Annotated in this window: 9 protein-coding genes; 3 read left to right on the forward strand and 6 right to left on the reverse strand. The window is 57.0% G+C overall.

All coding sequences use genetic code 11. The features are described from left to right. Positions 1-72: 72 nt before the first annotated feature. Genes JMY28_RS30380 through JMY28_RS30390 form a run of 3 tightly spaced genes read right to left on the reverse strand, consistent with a single transcriptional unit; the run spans position 73 to position 4,402 of the window. A complete protein-coding gene (locus JMY28_RS30380; RefSeq protein WP_201699610.1) occupies positions 73-1,386 on the reverse strand; it encodes a hypothetical protein in 1,314 nt (437 codons plus the stop codon). Then, positions 1,383-3,416 (reverse strand): hypothetical protein, encoded by a 2,034-nt coding sequence (locus tag JMY28_RS30385; protein ID WP_201699611.1) that lies wholly within the window; start codon positions 3,414-3,416, stop codon positions 1,383-1,385. The genes JMY28_RS30380 and JMY28_RS30385 overlap by 4 nt, the downstream gene beginning before the upstream one ends. After that, positions 3,413-4,402, reverse strand: a complete 990-nt coding sequence (locus tag JMY28_RS30390) for a PDDEXK family nuclease (protein ID WP_201699612.1) — start codon at positions 4,400-4,402, stop codon at positions 3,413-3,415. The genes JMY28_RS30385 and JMY28_RS30390 overlap by 4 nt, the downstream gene beginning before the upstream one ends. Positions 4,403-4,508: 106 nt before the next feature. On the opposite strand from JMY28_RS30390, the gene JMY28_RS30395 reads away from it, so the two are divergent. Further along, positions 4,509-5,033 (forward strand): helix-turn-helix domain-containing protein, encoded by a 525-nt coding sequence (locus tag JMY28_RS30395; RefSeq protein ID WP_201699613.1) that lies wholly within the window; start codon positions 4,509-4,511, stop codon positions 5,031-5,033. A 109-nt stretch (positions 5,034-5,142) separates the two neighbouring features. Continuing rightward, entirely contained in the window at positions 5,143-6,075 is a 933-nt protein-coding gene (locus tag JMY28_RS30400) for a TniQ family protein (protein WP_201699614.1), read from the forward strand. A 3-nt stretch (positions 6,076-6,078) separates the two neighbouring features. On the opposite strand, the gene JMY28_RS30405 is transcribed toward JMY28_RS30400, so the two are convergent. Continuing rightward, positions 6,079-7,596 carry a TnsD family Tn7-like transposition protein gene (locus JMY28_RS30405; RefSeq protein WP_201699615.1) on the reverse strand — a complete coding sequence of 506 codons (1,518 nt, stop codon included), beginning with the start codon at positions 7,594-7,596 and terminating at the stop codon, positions 6,079-6,081. Positions 7,597-8,060: 464 nt separating this feature from the next. Here JMY28_RS30405 and JMY28_RS39120 point away from each other — a divergent pair, with 464 nt between their 5' ends. Beyond that, positions 8,061-8,288, forward strand: a complete 228-nt coding sequence (locus JMY28_RS39120) for a DUF6471 domain-containing protein (protein ID WP_236597113.1) — start codon at positions 8,061-8,063, stop codon at positions 8,286-8,288. Here JMY28_RS39120 and JMY28_RS30410 read toward each other — a convergent pair. Both JMY28_RS30410 and JMY28_RS30415 read right to left on the reverse strand, forming a co-directional pair. Further along, entirely contained in the window at positions 8,272-8,619 is a 348-nt protein-coding gene (locus JMY28_RS30410; RefSeq protein WP_201699616.1) for an AMP-binding protein, read from the reverse strand. The two genes, JMY28_RS39120 and JMY28_RS30410, sit on opposite strands and share 17 nt — an antisense overlap. 410 nt (positions 8,620-9,029) lie before the next feature. Then, positions 9,030-15,083: an ATP-binding protein gene (locus tag JMY28_RS30415; RefSeq protein ID WP_236597114.1), complete on the reverse strand. Its 6,054-nt coding sequence runs from the start codon at positions 15,081-15,083 to the stop codon at positions 9,030-9,032. Between the last annotated feature and the right edge of the window lie 18 nt (positions 15,084-15,101).

The raw sequence follows: 15,101 nt of genomic DNA on the forward strand, positions 1-15,101 counted from the left end.
GACAGCCACGCTAGGTCTGCGGAAGACTGCGCACTATACACACAAGTGGTGGGAAGAACTCAGCGGAAAGGACTACAGTTTGTCTAAAAACCAAGTGTCATTTTCTCGGAGTTGTTCGGCATCAGCCTTCATGGTACGCATAAAAGCAACCCTTGCCTCGCTTTGCTTGGCGCTGGACGCTACTGGTTTCTTTGACAGGCTAGTCAATGCTTTGCGTTCGTCGACAGTCATGGAGGCGTCCAGCGCCTTCGCATCCGCGCACCTCTGCCGCTGTCTTTCCCAGTCGTGGTCTTCGCTTGGTTCCACCACTGCATCAATCGGGCACCAGAGGTCCTTGCGACTATTGCGGAACGGACCATGCAATTTAGGGAGAGCTTCCACGGTGTCGCGGAACGTCGCGTATTTTCGACTCTTGTAAGCCTTTTCCAAGACTGGGTAGTCGACAATCTCTCCTTTCGAAAATGCCTTTTCAAATCCAATTTTCAGCAGCGATACGACATGGCGCTTTACGCCTGCTGTCAACCTATGTATCGCCTCGGCGTCACCTTCCGGGTCGAAAATGAACACGTCTGGAGCAACGTCGCGATACCAACGAAGCAGAGTGCGCCAATCATCGCTGGTGTGGTCATCCGGATGCAGTATTTCAACGTACTGAAGTAATCGGTCTTTTTCCTCTTGATTGCGCAATTTGAGCTTATGCAACAGACTGTAATTTGCGACGTAGACAGCTGGAACCCCGATGTAACACATTGCCAAAATCATTTGGGTGACCCGGGTATTGGCTTTTTCACTCTGCGTGGCAAACTGAAACTCATCTTGTAATACGAGTGCCCATCCGTCCCTGTACGCCAATCGACGAAGGAACTCTGACAATACACGGCCACCTCCTTCGCGTTGTGCAAACTGCGTAAGGATGTCTCTCGGCGTGCTACATATGCGAACCGCGATTGCTCGGTAGCTCACGAGTGGGAATTCCGTCCCGTCGGTAGCTGTCACTGTGCTGGGTTTCGGCATGAGACGTTCAAGTGCGCCGACCAACGCGCTTTTTCCCGTACCCGCAAGACCTGTCAGGCACAAAGGGAAACAAGATTCAGGAAGCGGCGATTCCCGCCGGTACACACCTTCCACGAACACGCGAGGGGTCGCGTACATTTCAAGACTGTGAAATCTGGCTATCCTCATCCATTGCAGTAGAAAGTCTAGGCATTCATCACTGGGATAGAACACTCGCGCTAGAGCTTTTTTAATGCGGTCGTTCGCTTCCGACGGGCACATATCCCCGATGTTGAGAATGGGCTCCGGCCGCAATTCGACGCGCTCGCGAATCGTTTCTCGATTGATGAGCCCGGAAAAGCGGCTAACCCAAGGGCTCTCGTTAGTCGTCACGATGCCGATTTCCTTCTGGACGTGTGTTGATCGACCTCACGTGCTTCCTGGCGAGCTGCAGCGGTCTTTTTGGCTCGACCAGGCTTGCGAGTCCCGCTGTTCCAACTCTTCCCCGTCTCGGTCTCAAATCGTGCCGTCGACTCTGCGTACGCTGCTACCTTGTGGACCCTGAACGTGGAATTGACCTCTGCTCGTGCGTCTTGCCACTCGGTGAGCTCGGCAATGGATACGTAAAGCGTTTCCTTGTCGCCGCGAATTGGCAGTTGTGCATCTAGGAGCAAAATTTCATGGTCCACCTCAATCCAGACGTGCCGGATGCAGAGGTCTAATATATAACCTCTGATGGGCATCTCTTGACGAGGTAGACGTGCGACCCGATTGAGCAGGCCACACGCCCTTAGGTCTTTTGAATCGTATTTCCGATCGTCGAGATAGACACCATCCTTTTTGGCCGTCATCGTGACCGGCGTCAGGAACGTCCGCACGGCATCGGGAATGCTCATCGGTATACCCGCAGTACGCAGCTTCCCAGCATAGTATTTCCACAACTCATGAGGCGTCGGCAAGACAAAGGACAACTCCCTGTCCATCGGCATGCGCGCTGACATATCCGCTGTATGGTTGAATCGGATTAGTGCATGTATCTCGCGCCTCGCTAACTCGACGGGAGTTAAGTTGCTTGCAATGTAGTGCGGTTCACCCTCGAACTTGACGTCTCGAGGGTGCGAGGACTCCACAGTCGCCTTCGACTGTCCGGAATACCCAGGCGTCATGTTTCGGATGGGCGGTCGGGCCGCGTCAGACGCAATCACGTTTTCACTCGAGCCTGAGCCACGGTCTACCTTGTACTGCGCTGGTAGGTCTATGGTGATCCACGTGTCTGGTTCAAGTTTTATCCCGCACAAGCTGCAGAAGTATGGCTTTGGAACGGCCATGCTGAACAGTGCCATTCGATATGCGGCCATGCGCTCCGCTCCGAAGGAAAAGCCTATTCCGAGCTTCGCTCCGCTCAACATGTCGCGTGCTTCGACTACACACAGCGGGGGTAAGACGCTACGTTCTAAGTAACCCAGTGGCCGCTCTTTTACAAAATAGCCATCGAACTCTACTTTCTCCAGCAGATAAGCGACCTCTTCAGAGAATCGCCCTTGAGAAGGTGCGAGACTTCTTCTGTGTCGCGCCGACCCATAGCGGTTCATTTGAACGTTTTCAATGCCAAAGGATTTGTTCACCACATACTGAAACTGCCTTAAGCTCGGGAATGGCTTTCCTTGTGGATGGTAGAACTCTTTCACACCTGAGCGTCTGGTGATGACTTTGCATTCGAACAGCTTGGTCATAGTGTCGGCGTAGATGTGGGTAAGGGTCTTGCCGGGCGCTTGGAATTTGGCGTAACCCTTCACACACACGTCGGCCATCACGTGGCTCATCTTATGGCCGTATCCCTTTCCATAGGCCTTGGATGGCGCTCCTTGCTTCTGCGTAGCGTGAGTTTCTCTCTCCCAGCAACCGGAGCGGTGAAAGGGCGGTAACAGTGTCCAGATATTTCGCCCAAAGCAAAGATACGTGAGAATCCATGTTCGATAACGAGTCTCATTCTGTCTCGGCGTACAACGCTTTGCCCAAGCATTGATAGCAGACTGGACATCTTCAGCCGAAAGAATTTGGTCGAGGTCATCTAGCGCTAGCTGGATATGAAGGAGTCGAGGTTCGATGTACTCTCTATACGACTTCTTCGCATTTTTTCGTTCGGCGTCAATCATCTCCAGGTTCTTGCCTTGCCTAGGTGCCAACCACGGTGGAAAGTCTTCGTGGCTATGGGACACAACAATCTTCGCCTGAGACAACCCGTCTTCAAATTCGTCGCGCGTCATCGTGAAGACGTGGGAGAGAGGTTGGCCGAGATGTTCCCAATCGAAGAAAGCGAGCGCAACTCGATGAGTTTGGCAGGCGTTCCCTACAAAGCGATAGGGCGTCCCCTGGCGCAACGGACCATATCCATCAGGGGTGGTTATTTCGACGCAGGTCATGGCGACTCCGAAAACCAGTTTGCATATCTAACGAGAACGTCCTGTGTCTCAGGCTCCAGCGGTCGGTCAATCAAAATAGGCCGGAAGAGGTCCACTCTAAGCTTCCTAAACCAGATACCCTGGAACAGGACATTCTTGCAATCCTCAACGGAATACTTTCCCGCCCCAGTCAATCGGACAATCAATTCACTGGGCGGCACGCCAGTCTCGAGGCAATGTTGGAAGCGGCTCAGTAGCTCTGCCTGCTCATCGTCTGGAAGCTCTACGATTCTGCCGTGATGAAGAAACAGGTGGCGAAGATTCGAGCGAACGTCCTCGTCGATGCCGTCGGCAGCAAGAAGAACTGTGCGGATTCCCGCATCGGCATAGTAGGTACACTCCATCTCATGCCGGGCAAGCACACTTGTTTGATGTTGCTCTTGTGCTCGGGTGAGGCGCTCGGTCGTCAGCGGACGCTTGAATGCTATTTCGCTATCCTTAACTGACCAATTAACGCAGTAGTAGCTGCCGCGTTTGCTGCGGATTGCCCAGAGCAAGTCTCCTACATAAGGAAAGACCAACTCGCGTCGTCCCCCCTCACGACCAGCATCCGGCGCCCATACCCTCGGCAGAATGTCGACGTAATCAAGACGCTGTGCGACGTCAATCAATCCCCTGAGCGGAGACAGTTCGCCGGCGATAACTCCTGGAAAGTTATGTAGCGGGTGCGGTCTCCAGCCAGGCATGAGCGCTCGTTGCTCTTGAAGACCTGCGACGTTCGGGTGGTAAAGGCCGAGAAGGGCCGCGAAACTCTCCTGCAGCGAAAGGAGGTGAATCTCTCGCCCCGGCACCTTGTTCGCGTTGAGCGTCAAGGCGTGAGAGACATTGGGCGCTTCCCCACGAACCGCTTGTATGGCGGGCTTATAGTCGCTCCCCCAGCCAGGGTTGGCCTGCCGTTTCAGAATGGTCGTGAGGCGCTTAAGCGATGGCGCACGGGCTGTTCCCATGATCCGGTACCAACGTCACCATTCCCGATGAAGAGTCAATCATGGCGTGTAGCCTGAGTGCCGAACAACGGAAAGGCTGACCCTTATATTGACCAATGCTGTTTGTATGCTATACTATTCATATAGCAATAAACGAAACCAAAATGTATTTATTTTCATGCATTCTAGCACAGATACGCCGGAAGGGGTAGGCTTTGCCTGCGCTCACCCCAATGTGATTGCCGATGGACACACGATTCCAGACGGGTTTGGGTCGCGACTCCGTGAGGAGCGAAAACGCTTGGAGCTCAGTCAGACTGAGCTCGCGACGGCGGGCGGTGTTAAACGGCTAGCGCAAAGTCAGTACGAAAGCGGCACTAGCATGCCCTCCGTGCGATATTTGGCCAGTGTCGCCCACGTCGGCGTGGACCTCAGGTATGCATTGTTTGGCCGCCGTGGCGCAGTGAACTGGCTTTCAGCCGCTGAAACTAGCCGTATAGAGGGGCGCGCGTTTGAGTTGGTGGAAGACTTCGTTAGCTCTCATCCTGAGGTGACCTATGGAGCTGAAGGGCGGTTTGCGATGTTTCAGTTACTTAGGGCGACGCTGACTGAAGAGGCACAGCTCAAATCATCTGAGAGCGCCGCCGGATAAGTTCTTGCAGTAGACGAGCTGCGGAGCATAGGTTCTTGGAGCTCTGTTCCGACAAGGGCCTGTGCGCAGCGTGTCAACGGTGCGATCTTTACAGTACAGCCCTTGACTTATGCTTATCCTGCCAAAGCCGGTTGACAATGAATTTGTCCTAGGATTCATTGGTCGAATCACCCATGTGAATTTGGAAGGCTCTTGCTTCAAGATAGTGCGCGCGCTGGTGGCCCACTTCAACCTGGGCATGGAAGTCACGTCCCTCCGTCCGCACTACTACCAGGCGGAACGGCACATCCAAGCTCTCGCCTTGGCGTCCGATAAATCCGTTGATGAGTTTCTTTTTTGCCACTTCAACTTTCCGGCGGAGCGGCGTACGCCACGAGTTGCGGCTAAGTGGCTCGATCGGCAGATGTGTCGAAAAAATGGACGGGAGTATCCTGAGAGAAAACGTCCCTATCTTTGTCGTGAGTGCATCCCGCAGCAAGTGCAGGAATTCGACTTCCCCTTTTGGCATAGACATCATCAATTACCTGGCCTTTATTGGTGTCCTGTCCATAAGACTGCGCTGCTGGCCTTCGACCATTGGCTTGCCGAAGATGCGCTGATTCCGGTGGCCGCTCTCGCATCCGTACGGACACCAGCCACGGCAGCCGATTTTGATAAATACCCAGTTCTTCAAAGCTTTTGTGAACTAATGATTGGTTCTTTGCGGCGTCCGTTATGGATGAGCGTTACGCGCATTGAAGACTGCCTTCGACGTCGGGCGATTGAGCTGGGCCTACGTCCTGACGGTGGTGATGTGGCGACGGTACCGAACGATTCACCGTTCCTAAGTGACTTGGCCTTTGCTGAGTGCCCAGCTTGGTGGCTCGAAGAAGCCTTCGGTTTGCAAAGAACGACGGTCGGCAAGGGTCGCTTAGCTCTAAATCGTGTGTTGTCTGGCGGCGGCCGGGCGCCTCCGATGAGCTACGCATTGGCAATCGCTCTACTTTTTTCGCCTCGCGAGCGCGCCGATATCTTAAACAAGTCATCACATTTGCTGGAGTGATAGTTAGGTTGCGAGGCGACCGGCCTCGATTGTGGTGAGAAATTGCTGTAACCAAATACCGTCGTGTTTGCGGAGCCACTGGAATCCGTTACCCGGCACGTGTCGGATGGCGTCCATTGCCCAACGAGGGTGGCAACTTAGCGTTTCGGCCAATCGCTTTCGGCGAATGTCTCTCTGATAGATTCGATTGGCTACGCTCCATGCCGCCTTCAGTTCAGGCCTGGTCGCCATATATGTCCTGATGAAACTCAGACTGACGCCTGCAGCCTGCGCGGCTTCGATTTTAAACCGTCCCGATTGCAACATATCGCGCATTATCTTCTCCTTCGCAGTGCCAAGGATTAAATTGAGGCGCCCCCTTTTCAACAACTTCTGCCTATCCATATACCGGTGAGCAATGTTGGCCCGCACACCGATCATATTCGCCGCACGATTAATGGACTGCCCTTCGGTGACTAGGCGAACTAACAATGTTCCCTTATCGTGCAGTAGCGACTGTATGGCCTGCTCTCCGCCGAGAGCATACACGGACTTCGCCTTTGCACGAACGGCCGCGAATTCTTCGGGTGTCTCAAAGAGGAAGCTCAGCAACAGGAGATGTTTCAGCGGTTGATGTCGAGAAGGAGTTCTCTGGAGCAGCAAGGCGAGAAATCCGACGTTAAGACCTGTGAGGTCCCCGAGAAACGCCTTGGGAAACAACCGAAGGATGTCCCCATAGTAGGTAACGAATGCGTCCCGCAACTGTTGTGTTCGAACATCCCCATCGAAGGTCACCCAGCCTCGAGATTTCGCCTGCAGCAGATAGCTATGTCGTAGCGTCGTATCAGCAAGCTCTGAGCTAGCGCACTGTCGTATATAGCTAGCCCACTCGTCGAGCCGAATCAGTTGAACACTGCGGATTGAGCTCACCTGGAGGCCGTTCCCTATGCTTTGACTGTACGGTTCGCCGGGCAAGTAATAGTCAATCATTAGCCCGCGTCGCAGTGATACGTCGGCAACTCTGAGCCATTCACTATGAACCTGACATGCAAAGCTCGAGGGATTCTGATGGGATGCGGTCCACCAGGCACATCCACGCTCTTCCTGCTGCTCAATAGCGCAGCTTGGACAGAACTTCAAAGTGTTGATAAGGCCGATCCCAGCCCCCGAAAGCCCAAGGGTTTTTCGTCGTAGTTCACCAGAGCGTCCACCGTACAGCAGGTAATGACGAATGTTGGCGTTGACATTTACGGGTAGAAACGGCGCATGAAAGGCATACAGCGTCCCGTGCAAGAGCAGGTTGGACAACGTGCCAAAGTCACCTCGCGTTCTCTGATGGAAGTGAGCCAAATGAAAAGGGAAAGCGCTCCGCAAGCCCGCAGTGGGATGACCAAACAGAAACTGGCTTGTGGCTCGAGCATTGGCACCACCGTTCAGGCGGTGAAATCGGGCACACCAGCTGTAGACCGTCTCATCAGGCAGCGCAGTCGGGGTGCAGGACGTTGCGAAAAGCTCAGTAGCAGCTTCAGTTGCGACATCCATAGTAGGCGCTTCCCAATGTACCCCCTGCCTTCCAATCGACGGCTTTAGAGCTGATAAGGTGTACGTTGTATCGAATATTGACGCCCATTGTGAGCACCGGCGCGACAGGGACTCGTTGCGAGCAGGTCGTCGTTTCTGGCTCGAGAGCAAGCGACTTTTGTCTCCTGCACGAATCGAGTTCGATGCTTCGCAATTTGCATCGGCCGGATGTCCGTACTCGAAGCTCCCCTTGTGGGCAGGAAGTTAGCGGCCCGCGCAGCCGCGACCATCTCTGCTGGACGCCGTATTGACTCGCCCAACGGTTATTCGCGGTCGTTGTTTGCTCCGGTCGACATTCCTGCCCCACCTACTTTTGAGCGCAGATGATGATCTTGAATACGAGCCTATAGTCGCATATATGAGATTATAGACGCGTGTACGGGAAAGGAAAGCAATAATCCGCTTTTTGCAGGGGGCACGGGCGGATGAACTGGTATCAGGTAGCGAGAAACGTGCTTCGTGCCGAGCTTGTTCGGCACGGCGTTAGCTATCGACAACTGGCGGTATTACTTGCTGGCATCGGAGTCAGCGAGACCGAGCGATCCATCGCTAACAAGCTGTCTCGCGGTAGCTTCAGCTTCGCCTTTTACCTGCAGTGCATGAGAGCTTTGGGACGGACGGATTTCCGTGTGGACCTCACTGACGTAATCTAGCCCGAGTTATTTCTTCTATTCCCGGGCCTTCGTCGTCTTCCTCGCTAGTACCGAGTGTTGCGCCCTCGGGCAGCGGCGGATGTTCCACCAACATTTTGATGATCGTGGGCACGGCGAAGAGATTGCCGACCTTGTGCTTTTCCACGAGCGCCCAGACGACCTCCGGGTCCATCGTCTCGCTGGGGGGAATCACCGCCGCAGCCCCGCGCGCCACGTTGAGCAACCCTTGGATGCCCGCTCCGTGAGAAAGTGGAGCGACGACGATCGAACAATCGGAATCGGTCGTGCCAGCCATCACGGCCGCCAGGTGATTGATGACCACGAAGGCCATCTGACCATGAGTGAGGATGGCAGCCTTGGGCCTTCCGGTGGTTCACGAAGTATATAAGACCACAGAGGTGTGCCGTAGTCGACGACGGCATCCTCTGACGTGGTTCGAAGGTTCGCAGCCACCAGATCTTCGTGGCGAGCCGATTACGACGATATGGCGCAATTCCGGCGACGCTGCCTGGACCGTATCGGCATATTGTTGAAAGTCGTCTTCGACGATCATCGCGCAGGCGCCATCCGAAGACCCAAGATAGGGCCGCCTTCAGCGGCGTCAGGCGAAAATAGCTTGATATCCAGACCGCGCCTAGGCGGAACGCCACTCAGCAGCTCTCGAACATCTCGGCGCGGATGCGCGATTGCACGAGGATCTTGTCCCCTGGACAGACGCCCAGCGAACGCAGCGCGGCAAGCTCAGATTGAATAGCTATTCCTGGCCGTCTCGAAGAATCTATCGCTATGCTCGCGCGGCTTCTGAACCTCTCGGCTCGCGAAAACGTTGATGGCAACCTTCCCCCGCGTAGCCGTGAACTGGGCTAGACCCGCTTTGGTCAACGCAACATAGCACCCCTCACCCCAGATCGAATCGTCATCGATATCCACCGGTCCTGCGTCGCGCCACGAGACAACCCTTGCCACGATGGCTCCCCTGGCGTCAATGTAAACGCCCGGGGGATCTGCACGAGTGCGCCACTGGAGTTGGCGCAACCAGATCGGGCAGAGCGCGATGGGGTAGGTCGCCGAGTCAAGGCCAAAATCGATTGAACAGGCCAGCCTTCTGATGAGTGTCGACGCCGGCTCGTCGTCAAGCGGCAAAACAACACCGCCAATCCAGACAGCGGCAGGCAAATGCTGATAGCAGTCTTCAAACTTCTCATCATCGATGGAGAGTCCTGGGGCGCGAATACGGTGAAGTAGGAGTTCTGCTTGCCGAGGCTTGTAGATCTTGAATCGTGAAACCTCTGCTACGACATGCTCGCCGTGCTGGTCTGGCCAGCTAGTAACGTCATCCTCGACAGCTTCCGTCCACTTTCTCTCACCCTCCGTCCAGCCAGCGTCGCGCGCGACGAGTGGTCGGCGCACACCTATCGGGCGCACCTGCGGAAGCGACAGGGGTTGCGGTGGAATTGGCGCATTCAGGCGCTCCAGGAGCATTGGCAAGTCACGGGGATTCAGCAGGCCTGCTTGGCGGAGCTCGCCTGCCACGTGGCGAAGCGCTATCACGCCAATCAAGGCATGAGGCTTCAAATACGTCACCTTCATGCTAAGGGCGCGCAACTGACTTTCAAGGCGCGTGACCGCCTGTGGCCCGAACGCTTCAAGGCCGCCCCACTCTTGAATGAATATGGCAGCCCTCCGCCGGATCGTCAGCTCGTCAACATCTGCGGCGTCCGCGAGTACCTGCGCGGTGTCGCGCAACATCTGCGTCCATCCGAGCTCTGACTCCACGCGCACGGCGCCGGTTCTTTCGTCCGTTAGCGTGCGGTCTACTTCCAGTGGGCCAACGAGCTCGAGTTTGTAGAAAAACGGCAGCGATTGTGCATCCACCGAGACGGGAATACCCCAACGATTCGCCAGCAACACTGCAGCCTCCGCCACTGCGAAATCCCTATGGTTCACGAGTGCGGCCACGATGGGACCTAGCAGGGGCGCGAGACGATCGAGCTTTCCCACAAGCATGATCTGAAGTGCCTGCAGTGGCGCATCGAAGTCGCCACCAAGGAGACGTCGGATGACTCGTTCAAATATCGCTTCACCATGGGCCGACTGCACAGCCAGCTTCAGCGCGCAATTTCGCGCGTGCCGTTGAACCTCGGTAACTGGCAGCCGCAGGGCAAAGTGCAGCAGTTCCGCCAGGATCTCCTCGTCATTCAGCGGCTCTGGAGCCGGCACGAAAGGCTCTCCGATTTGGAACTCGCGCGTGCAAGCCATCTGTTCCGCCAATAGCGACCAGATTGCCGGCCAGTCTGGCGCCGCACTGATCACCGGTAAGATCGAATCAAGCTCGGTGAGCAGCGATTGCGTGTTCTCCTGGCCGGCCGTTATCGAATCCACCAGATTCTCAAATGCGACGGGGAGCATGCTTTCGCCGTCGAGCAACCGTCGCGCGTCAAAGTAGCGGAACTTGCCGCCACCCATCCACTGGCTCCATGAACTCCAAGGATCCTTGCTCTGCTCGTAGCCGAGCACCAGCTTCCTCGCATACTCAACGTCACCGGCCTCGGCAAGACGCTTAACCAGCAGGAAGCGGCAGCGCGCATTGGACTGCAGGCTATCCCAGCGCTCATACATTCGCTGGACGTGATAGAGGGGAGCAGACTCAGCCAGGGCTGCAAAGCGGTAGGGGGCGTTGAAGTTCAACTCATCGCCGTCTGCCTCGAACGCGCGCTCGAGCTCCTCAAGAGTCGCCTCCGAGTCGTACGCGCTCGGCGTATAGTAATGGCGGGGCTCTGGTGCGTCTGACGACCAGCGCTCCACCGCGGCATCCAGCCTGGCTGAATTCAAGCCATGCTTGGCGGCGGCGGTGCGAAGGCGTTGGAGCAGTGCGAGCCGATCGTGCGCCCGGCTAGCCACTTCGATTGCGTCCAGCAGCATCTGTGCTAGCTGGGCAATTTGTTCAGGACCTGCTGCGTCAGCGGCGACGTCAATGAAGTCGCCAATGTGGTCCGGATCGCGGTAGTACGGCTCCATGTAGAACGGCAAGCACAGTCCACACCAGAGCGTAGCGCAGGCCATGACGATCTCGGGACGTCGATGGACCATCCCGATCATCAGCAAGTCAACGCGGTTGGGCCACGAGATCAAGTGCCAGTCTGCGAGAGACTTTGATACGTCGAACCCGAAGCGAGGTCCAACTTGCATCGCTTCATCGATGAGCGACATGGTCAGTCGACTGGCTGCAGATGACCCTTCGGTCTCCGTCATGCCTGCCACCTGGCGCATGAGCAGTGAGACCCGCTGAGCCCGTTGCCCAGGGTCAAGGCCGTTCGCAAGGACCATGACGTCCCGCCAGATGGCGTACTGCGGATCCTTCTTCGGGGGCAGCGCGTACCCGAGGCATTGTTCAGGCACGGTGGCCAGCACAAGCTTTGCGCGTTCAACATCTCCGACCGCAGCGAAGGACATAGCCAGATCAGCCAACCCGTCGAGCTGCTCACTCGGGGTGTCTTCCTGAAGCTCCTCCGCGAGGGCGTCAAGCCGTGCTACTGCGGCAGCGTGATCTCCGTCAATCCGATACGCCGCGACAGCCAACCGCCGCCGGAGGTACCAGGTGCCGTTCAGAGTTGAGGCGGCAATCGCCTCATCAATCTCTCGAAGGACAACTCGGTACTCCGACTCGCCGAATTTGGCGGCGACCTCGAGAAGGGCGCGAGCGAGCACCGGCACCGCCTTCACGGCTTGTTGGATGCGGTAGTGGTCACTGCCCCCTTCGGGGCTTAGCCGCAACACGTACCCCATTGCGTTGCGGGCCAGCATCTGGATGCCGCCAGCGAACACAGAAGAGCGATCCTTTGTTACACGCCCAAGAAGTACGCCGACTTTGGAGGCGTACGTTTGGAGGGGCTGCCAGTACGGATGCTTGGAAAGCGTGGCATCCGGCAATGGTTTCTCAAGTAATGTGCATAGCCTCGAGTGATGCATCACCGCGGCTACCAAGTCACGCAGTCCCGAGAGATCAATGTCGTCGTCGCCCATAGAAACCATGGGCGCAACCAGCTTCTCGAACATGGCGGAAGCGAGTTCGTGGCGGCCTGATGTCACTGCAACAAGTGCCAAGGAGCGACGCAGGCCATTGGGAACCTCGTCAAATCCTGGTAGCAGCGAGGCCGCATCGAACAAAGCGAGTGCCTGCGCAGAGTTGCCACGTTCATGAGCGGCGAACGCGGCGTGAACCATCACAGATGGCCTATCTTCAGCCGCCACCCCGAGCTTGTCGCAAAGTTCCTCTGGGGCCGCCTTATTATGCAGAAGCATGGCTTCCGCAGCCTCTCGCCGAAGGTGCCGCTTTACAGCGGCGATCGTCCCTCCAGAGGCCGCCTCCGGCGTCTGCCTCATGCCCTCGGTGGCCAGGTGGTCAATTGACTGCTGGATCTGCTCAGCATCTCGGAAGTGGACGGCACGTCGCGACCACTTCTCGAACTCCGTGATGTTGTGCTGGTCACCGTGGTGCTGGAACTTCGACGTGTGCAGTTGCGATAGCGGCTCGAGGGTCTCAAATAGCTCCTTCGCACGGTCGAAATCGCCGCGCTCCAGCAAGGCGTCAACAACTTCGTAGCCTTTACTTGGAAAATCCTGCACGAAGGAGACGGCGGCGTCGATGTCACCGACGGCCAGCATTGCCAGCGGCAGCCGATCCGCATACTCCAGCGCACTCTCACGCCGACCCACTTCATCGCGGCACAGGAGGAGCGTCGTTAAGACGGTTGCATCGAGCGTCGAGCGGGCGGCGAGCAGCGCGAGTTGGATATCGGCATGGATGTCGGATATCGGGCGACCTGCTGCCAGTTGTTGTCGGAAGCGATCAGGCGTCGCCAACGTCAACACATCGTCCTGGTCACCGGCGCGAGCGCGGTAGCGCAATTCAAGCCATCGTTGCGAGGACTCCGGCGGCGCACCTTTGGCCAATTGTGCGAGGTCGCGGTAGACGCGTTGGGAGTAGTCAGCATCAATGCTGCCGAGCCTTGTACGCGGTTGAGCGATCACAAACAGCCGGAAACTGTTGTGGAACACACTCCATCCGTGCGTAGTTTCACGTAGCAGATGGCGTGCGACTACCAGCGCCCGCTCTATCGCATGCTCTGCTATGACCGTGGCCAACAACTGCAGCGGCATAGGCGCTTCGGCTCTGGCGATAAAACCCAGCACATCCATGGCATCGCTGTCGCCGGCGATCTCCCGCCAGGCAGACGTGTAGACAGACTCGATATCTCCGTCGAACGCCATTCCGCCGGCGAGCAAGTGCGTGCGGCCCGCATGGTCAGCGTGCAACAAAGCTTGGATCAGGTACCGGGTCGCCAGCGGGTGTCCATGGCTGAGGTTGCTCACATCCAGGCGGGAAATCTCCGGATCAAGGCCAAATGCATCGGCCATTCGCGCAACCGCTTCGCGACCGAGGGGCCGCATCCGAACAAGCCGCTCACTCCTCTCCGCCTGCTCTTTGACTGCTGGCTTCAGATGCGCGAGATCCAGGCGCTGACTGCCAAGCACGAACGTGACGCCCGTGGGAATGGCAGCAGGAAGTGGCAACTCGCTCAGCAATGAGTGTGTCGGCCGCTCTTCCCGCGGTACGTGATCGAGCCCATCGACGACGATGATGGTGCGTATCCCATCTTGTTCGTAGCGTTCGCCAGCTTGCATCAGGAGGGCGCCAAACTGCTCCCGGCGCTCGTGCAGCGAGTTGTCGCGTAGACGCAGGCCGACCAAGCCACCGTTGCGCAATTGCGTGTCGACGTCCTCAAAGAAGCTGTCGGCCTCGCCCCGTCCCACGCCCTGAGCGGCGCCCGGCACATAAGCTAGGTAGCGCACCAAGCGAATGTTCGGCTCTGTGGCCAGCGCTACCTGTAGCAGGGTCGACTTGCCCGAGCCGGGCGGACCTATGAGCGAAAGGTAGCCTTGGTCCGCGGCACGCAACGCCTCCAGCAAGGAACTCTCAGTGTCACGGTTGCGCTGCACGTAGGCTCCCACCGGAAACCTATGGATGTACTGCGTCTTGGCCGGATCCCGCCATCCGAGTTCTTGCAGGAGTTCATCTCGGGACCACCGGTCTTTGTCTCTGGCGTCAGTGACCAGCTTCGGCAGCGCTCTCGAAATTTCCAAGGCGAGTCGAGACTGTTCGGCGCTGAGCTTGTGAGACTGAACGAAATCCGCTGCGGAACCATGCATCACACGCAGGCTGTGCATGAACCGTTCGAACTCGGCTTCGTTCAAACCCGACGCGCGCAGCAGCAGATCTACCAGGCGGCTCCAGCCGGAGAGCCGCCATTCCTGCAATGAGCGATAGGGGAAGCGTTCAAACTCATCCAGGAATGCTGCGCTGTGCGGGGGTGAGACGTCGCCATGCTTGTCGTTAATTGACGGAATGTCATTCACGACCAGACGGATCTCGACGCGGGCATCAGGGTTGTCCTTGCTCAAACGCTGCCAAGCATGGATCAGCGGCTTCAACAGGCCGTCCGCCCCGGTAAATATCGTCTCGACCGTGAAAGTGCCTGGGAACCTAGAAGTCTTGAACTGATGGCCGACCACCAACCCGTCGAATCCGAGCACTAGGTCGTCAGCGATACCCGCGCTGCGATCAGCGACGCCAACCCACCGCAGCTGATCGCCTTCAAGTGCGGCGTAAATGGCTGCGCCGGCTTTCTCGTACTGGCCGATATACCCTCGGAGCGCCCGTCGCTCTCCTTCGGCCGGAGGCGTCGCATGAACCGCTGTAGAGGACTTATTATTCGAATCCGCAGTCGCTGACATGCCGTATGAGATCAAGCT

Origin of the sequence: Paraburkholderia hiiakae (assembly GCF_904848665.1) — a bacterium.
GTDB classification, from domain to species: domain Bacteria; phylum Pseudomonadota; class Gammaproteobacteria; order Burkholderiales; family Burkholderiaceae; genus Paraburkholderia; species Paraburkholderia hiiakae.

Coding starts and splice junctions, on each gene's coding strand:
- JMY28_RS30385 (WP_201699611.1), bottom strand. CDS start 3,416: ATGACCTGCGTCGAAATAACCACCCCTGATGGATATGGTCCGTTGCGC.
- JMY28_RS30405 (WP_201699615.1), bottom strand. CDS start 7,596: ATGGATGTCGCAACTGAAGCTGCTACTGAGCTTTTCGCAACGTCCTGC.
- JMY28_RS30410 (WP_201699616.1), bottom strand. CDS start 8,619: ATGGCCTTCGTGGTCATCAATCACCTGGCGGCCGTGATGGCTGGCACG.
- JMY28_RS39120 (WP_236597113.1), top strand. CDS start 8,061: ATGAACTGGTATCAGGTAGCGAGAAACGTGCTTCGTGCCGAGCTTGTT.
- JMY28_RS30390 (WP_201699612.1), bottom strand. CDS start 4,402: ATGGGAACAGCCCGTGCGCCATCGCTTAAGCGCCTCACGACCATTCTG.
- JMY28_RS30400 (WP_201699614.1), top strand. CDS start 5,143: ATGCTTATCCTGCCAAAGCCGGTTGACAATGAATTTGTCCTAGGATTC.
- JMY28_RS30415 (WP_236597114.1), bottom strand. CDS start 15,083: ATGTCAGCGACTGCGGATTCGAATAATAAGTCCTCTACAGCGGTTCAT.
- JMY28_RS30395 (WP_201699613.1), top strand. CDS start 4,509: ATGCTATACTATTCATATAGCAATAAACGAAACCAAAATGTATTTATT.